Origin of the sequence: Vibrio makurazakiensis, assembly GCF_050337375.1 — a bacterium.
GTDB lineage: Bacteria > Pseudomonadota > Gammaproteobacteria > Enterobacterales > Vibrionaceae > Vibrio > Vibrio makurazakiensis.
In genome coordinates this window covers 1-5,044 of the sequence record NZ_JAKJSW010000267.1, presented here as the reverse complement: position 1 = coordinate 5,044, position 5,044 = coordinate 1, and the positions used below count along the sequence as shown (strand labels likewise).

General features: G+C 40.9%; 8 protein-coding genes. 5 read left to right on the top strand and 3 right to left on the bottom strand.

The annotated features are described in order from the left end of the window. Positions 1-60 precede the first annotated feature (60 nt). The 4 genes from L4C33_RS19635 to L4C33_RS19620 all read left to right on the top strand — a co-directional run bounded on the left by L4C33_RS19635 (position 61) and on the right by L4C33_RS19620 (position 2,474). A complete protein-coding gene (locus tag L4C33_RS19635; RefSeq protein ID WP_428814088.1) occupies positions 61-345 on the top strand; it encodes a hypothetical protein in 285 nt (94 codons plus the stop codon). A 118-nt stretch (positions 346-463) separates the two neighbouring features. Next, positions 464-883: a nuclear transport factor 2 family protein gene (locus L4C33_RS19630; protein ID WP_428814087.1), complete on the top strand. Its 420-nt coding sequence runs from the start codon at positions 464-466 to the stop codon at positions 881-883. Positions 884-1,033: 150 nt separating this feature from the next. Beyond that, positions 1,034-1,855, top strand: coding sequence for a PhzF family phenazine biosynthesis protein (locus tag L4C33_RS19625; protein WP_428814086.1), 822 nt, complete (start codon positions 1,034-1,036; stop codon positions 1,853-1,855). 118 nt (positions 1,856-1,973) lie between these two features. Beyond that, a complete protein-coding gene (locus tag L4C33_RS19620) occupies positions 1,974-2,474 on the top strand; it encodes a GNAT family N-acetyltransferase (RefSeq protein ID WP_428814085.1) in 501 nt (166 codons plus the stop codon). Between the two features lie 132 nt (positions 2,475-2,606). On the opposite strand, the gene L4C33_RS19615 is transcribed toward L4C33_RS19620, so the two are convergent. Continuing rightward, the gene (locus L4C33_RS19615) at positions 2,607-3,221 is read right to left on the bottom strand and encodes a LysE family translocator (protein WP_428814084.1); all 615 of its coding nucleotides are present in this window, start codon (positions 3,219-3,221) and stop codon (positions 2,607-2,609) included. A 186-nt stretch (positions 3,222-3,407) separates the two neighbouring features. Here L4C33_RS19615 and L4C33_RS19610 point away from each other — a divergent pair, with 186 nt between their 5' ends. Further along, positions 3,408-3,980 (top strand): sugar O-acetyltransferase, encoded by a 573-nt coding sequence (locus L4C33_RS19610; RefSeq protein ID WP_428814083.1) that lies wholly within the window; start codon positions 3,408-3,410, stop codon positions 3,978-3,980. Between the two features lie 97 nt (positions 3,981-4,077). Here L4C33_RS19610 and L4C33_RS19605 read toward each other — a convergent pair whose 3' ends face one another. After that, the gene (locus L4C33_RS19605) at positions 4,078-4,806 is read right to left on the bottom strand and encodes a transglutaminase-like domain-containing protein (RefSeq protein ID WP_428814082.1); all 729 of its coding nucleotides are present in this window, start codon (positions 4,804-4,806) and stop codon (positions 4,078-4,080) included. Positions 4,807-4,875: 69 nt separating this feature from the next. Further along, on the bottom strand, positions 4,876-5,031 hold the full coding sequence (locus L4C33_RS19600) for a helix-turn-helix domain-containing protein (RefSeq protein WP_428814089.1): 156 nt from the start codon (positions 5,029-5,031) through the stop codon (positions 4,876-4,878). Positions 5,032-5,044 lie beyond the last annotated feature (13 nt).

The following is a 5,044-nucleotide window of genomic DNA, read 5'->3' as shown; positions in this document are numbered from 1 at the left end:
GTACGTTGAAGTATAGATTACTGATATGATTACTTTTGTAATTTATATGGAGCTTTGGTCATGGTAACTCTAAGACAAATCATTATCTCGTTGGGTCTATTTTCACTAAATTCAGTGGCCGTTTCAGCAACACTCGAAGAATGCTCCAACCTTCTTCCTGAAGGGCATGAATACAAAATCGAAATTACTCTCGATGTTGATAAGACATCTAGTGACACCAGTACTTCAGGTAACTTCTCTGTGACAGGTGGTGCCGATCAACCATCAAGCTTTGATATTAGTGCATTTGTGGAGTGTGCAGCTCCGCTGATTAAAAATGTTGAAGATGAGAACCCCCAAACATAGGTCGAGGTTGAGAGTTGATTTATTACACTTGGCACTTTTGCTTTACTCATATTTATTAGCGCTTCATAAAGCATGATGCAGTGCTGGTCTACACTTCGTTGTAACTAAGGAGTGAACCATGCAAGAGCTAGACGAAATTGTTGCAACATTGGAAGACTACGCGAAAGCCTATTGTGCGAAAGATATCGATGCATTGATGCTGGTGTTTGATTCGAATGAAAATATTTCTGTTATCGGCACTGGTGAAGATGAACTGTGCTCTGGTATTCAGTCAGTCAAAAAGCTATTCCTTAGGAATTTTTCAGAAGCTTCTGCCACTCAATTTGAATGGGGTTGGTCTGATATTGTCGTTTCTGATAAATGTGCTGTTGTTTCGCAGTGCTTAACCATTCACCTAAAAACTGAACAAGGTGCTATTTGTGTTCCTATTCGATGGACTGTAGTTCTAAAGAAAACGGATAGATGGGTGTGGTTACATAGGCATGCGTCGACAGCGTCAAGTGCTCAAGTAAAAGGGCAGGCTTACCCAGAGTCGTAGAAAACGCACATAATATTTAGGGTAGATGCCCAATGCTTGGCATTTTAGTATGGCTCTGGTTTTGCTTCTCCTGTGATAAGGTTTAGGTATGACATAGGTGCTGCTCACCACATAGAACTGAGCATTTAACTTTTTAGTTTGGAGAATTAAGTGGATTTAGATATTTATCAGGTAGATTCATTTACAAGTGAAGCGTTTAAAGGAAACCCTGCTGGTGTCTGTATAACGACTAATGGACTAAGCGAAAACCTAATGCTTTCAATTGCTGAAGAAATGGCTGTATCTGAAACGGCATTTTTGTCGCTTTCGGATATGAGATTGAGATGGTTCACCCCGAAATCAGAGGTGAAATTGTGTGGTCATGGGACTCTTGCTGTCGCTCACGTTCTTAAAGAAAGAGGGCAGTTGAAGAGCGGAGAGACCGTTAATTTCGAAACGGCCTCGGGAACATTAACGGCACTCATCAATGAGTCTACAATTGAACTTGATTTCCCATCGCCGATAATCGAATTTGATGCTATTCAGCCATCTAATTTATTAGAGTATTTAGGCATAGTTCAAAGTGAAGTTGTTTCATTTGGAAGCTTCGATTCAAAGGTTTTTATCGAAGTCGACAGTGAAAAAGCCTTACTAAACTTACAACCTAATTTTGACGCATTAAAGCAAATGAAAGGTCGTGGTGTTTTAGTGACTACGCGCTCAGGTAGTGAAAATCTAGACTTTATTTCAAGGTACTTTGCACCTTGGGTTGGTGTAAATGAAGATCCAGTAACGGGGTCTGCTCATTGCGCCTTGACGGTCTATTGGTCAAAGAAGTTAGGTAAGTTAGAGCTAAAAGGCTTTCAAGCATCAGAACGTGGCGGTTACGTTACGACGGCGCTGTTATCTAATGGGCGCACCAAGTTGATAGGTTCAGCAGTCACCGTGATTAAAGGCACGATGCAGATACCAGATGTAGAACAAATGGTTTGATATAGAACCTCAATGCTTGGCATTTTGTTTGGTTTAACTCCGTTTGAGGCGGTTAATTAAATAGGATAGCCGGTCTATTGACCATCTAGCTAGCGTTAGGGATTTCAAGGAAGAAACAGTGGAAGTTCACTTAAGAAAAGCACAACAAGCTGATGTTGATGACATCGCACAAATACACGTGAGTTCGTGGGAAAATGCATTTGATGGGTTGATGCCAGCCAGATATATTCATGGCTATACTCATTCATCTCGCGTAGATGAGTGGCAGGGTATAATCAGAACGAACGTAGAAACGGTAGTTGTCGCTGAACGTGAGAGTAAGGTTGTTGGGTTTATGTCTTACAGCGTTCACTCGAAGCATGATGGAATTATAGAGCTTAGTAAGCTCTACTTATGCCCGAGTGTTTACGGGCTGGGTTTAGGCTATAAACTGATGAGTTACCTGGAAAGAGAGTCCCAAGAGCTGGGTATGAAAACGATCAGTCTGTATGTTCTCGACAACAATGTCTCAGCAATTCAGTTCTACTCTAAGCAGGGGTTTCAATTGTCGGGTGGTCATGTATCTGAAGAATTTGAAGGTACAACTATTATAGATGTTCAGATGATCAAACGAGTTTAAGGCTTATTATGGGCGTACTAAAGGGGCGCTACTTAACTGTGCTACGACACTGTGCCTTGTGCGAATTACTTTAGGCTATCTGATATATCATTCCAAGGTGTTTTCGAGTCTGTAAATATGTGGACGCTTGGCTTAGGACTTTGTTGCTAGTAAAGCTCCGCAAGTTGCTAAGAAACCACCTGAAATCTTATTCAGTAATTTCTTGGCTTGTCGCTCCTGAAATACAAAGCTAGTCTTCGATGCCAAACAAGAATAAATGCTTAAAACACCGCCTACGGAAAATGTTGAAATTACAAATATAATAACGATATCTGATAACGAGACTGACTGTAAATCAATGAATGCGGGAAAGAACCCCATGTAAAATAATATGGCTTTCGGATTAGCTAAGGTCATTAGCATACCTGTTATTACGCTGGAGGCTTTTGCCTCAGTATCAGAAGTTTGTGGTGATGTTTCGCAGGTATCTGAAGTCCAAGTAATATATGCCAACCAAAACAGATAGGTAATTCCTGCATATTTTATTAGTGTGGCAAACTCACCCATCATGCTTGCAACCGCAGATAAACCAGACAACGCCAGAAAGATAAATATGTAGTCGGCAAGTAAAACTCCTAGCACGACTAACAACCCTTGTTTCCAACCATAAGTCAGAGACCTCGACACAACAGCTAGGACACTTGGACCCGGAATCGCAGCGGATAGAAGCATCGCCATAAATAGCGCTATCCCTGATGTTATCGACATAATCTCTCCTTAGAACTAATGCCTCGTTAATGTCCAAACTCAAACTCAGATACTGATTATGCTTATATTATCTGTGCAAGTCGAAAGCAATATTTGCTTGGTGTTTCTACTTCTGATGAATAGAGAGTATCGCAAGTGATACAATGTTGTTGCGACAAACCTATACAAAATAAGTTGAGAGGCGACATGACCGAATTTGAAAAAATGCTTGCAGGGGAAGTCTTTGACGGGGGAGCCGACTGTATTATTCGTATCCGTCAAAATGCTTCGAACTTATTGCAGGAGATTAATCAAAACACCGATGATTCACTACGCAGTGGGTTGTTTCAACAGCTAATGGGCAGTATTCCAGATTCTAGTATCGTCCGTTCTCCTTTTTATTGTGAATTCGGTAAGACAATCTCGATTGGGGAAAAGACATTCATCAACATGAATGTGACTATGTTAGACGGCGCTAAAATTACAATTGGCAGTAATGTGTTGATTGGTCCGAACACGCAGCTTTACTGTGCTAGCCATGATTTGAGCTATCTCAAACGTCGAAACTGGGAAACCATCTGTGGCCCGATAACTATTGAGGATGATGTGTGGATTGGTGGTAATGTTGTGATTAACCAAGGTGTGACCATTGGTGCGCGATCTGTGATTGCGGCTAACTCAGTTGTTAATACAGATGTGCCGCCTGATTCATTATATGGTGGGACGCCAGCCAAGTTAATCAGAGTCATTCATGAGAATGAGCAGGGGACTTGGGAGTAATAGCCTAAAAGGGATCAAAAGCTTATGAACCTTACATAGCTACAGCTCATAATAAGGCAAGCCTGAGGTAACTTTCGCTCAGGCTCTAATATTCAAACTACCTGTTATTTGAAATCCCTTTTGTACGAATTCCGTTCACGTTCCAATTCATTAAGTGGCGGAGTACATATCGAAACAATACTTTTTTTATACCCGACAAATTACTACCGTGTACCGAGTAGAAACTTTCTGGTTGAGTGAATACACCGAAATCATCAGCAATCCCTTCACTTTGTATATAAGTATCTTGCCCTTTCCAGTCAATGTTAGGATCAGACAAGCATTTGGTTGCAATGCCGTAACCTGAAAATGACTCACTTTGTTCTGAAAATTGATTTTGAACTTGTTTTAAGTAGTTGTTATCCAATATATAACCTTCAAGATTGATCCAGCGTCCATCGTGATAAACTTCTACCCAACTATGGATGATACGATCTGGAGCGATCTTGAAAAGGTAGTTTGGTATTGCCCCTCTCTGTAACTCATTATAAATAGTAAAACCGTGAAAACGAGTCGCGATACCTACGGCACGAAGTAGCGCCATTAATAACGTTCCTTTGGTATTACACTGTCCGTATCCATCTTTTAATACTTTGCTGGCTGCTAGGCGATCATCTTTGTTATAGCCAAAACGTACTTTGTCACGCACATAATCGTAAATTGCACCAATAGCGTCGTACTGAGACAGTTTTTTCCATTCTTCTTTTTCTACCAGCTTTTGGATATACGGATGGTTGAAATCCAACATTGGTGTTTCTTGCAAATAATCTTTTGATAGTTCATTCATGGGAATCTCCTTTCATTGTGTATGTGAAAAGAGTAACTAATGCTCAGTGACAAGAATTGAATAAACTGGCTAACTTTTTAGAAAAATGGCGTTGGCCTGGCGAATAGTCATTCCAAACGTTTGTCGAAAAGTCCGGCTTAAATGCGCACTATCAGAAAAGCCTGCCATGTGAGCGGCGTCCGTTGCAGGGTCTCCATTTAATATTGCTCTTACTGCGCAAATCATTCGGCACCACAAC

Bases quoted from the DNA above. Each gene is read 5' to 3' on its own strand.
- L4C33_RS19635 (WP_428814088.1), top strand. From the start codon at position 61: ATGGTAACTCTAAGACAAATCATTATCTCGTTGGGTCTATTTTCACTA.
- L4C33_RS19630 (WP_428814087.1), top strand. From the start codon at position 464: ATGCAAGAGCTAGACGAAATTGTTGCAACATTGGAAGACTACGCGAAA.
- L4C33_RS19610 (WP_428814083.1), top strand. From the start codon at position 3,408: ATGACCGAATTTGAAAAAATGCTTGCAGGGGAAGTCTTTGACGGGGGA.
- L4C33_RS19605 (WP_428814082.1), bottom strand. From the start codon at position 4,806: ATGAATGAACTATCAAAAGATTATTTGCAAGAAACACCAATGTTGGAT.
- L4C33_RS19600 (WP_428814089.1), bottom strand. From the start codon at position 5,031: ATGATTTGCGCAGTAAGAGCAATATTAAATGGAGACCCTGCAACGGAC.
- L4C33_RS19615 (WP_428814084.1), bottom strand. From the start codon at position 3,221: ATGTCGATAACATCAGGGATAGCGCTATTTATGGCGATGCTTCTATCC.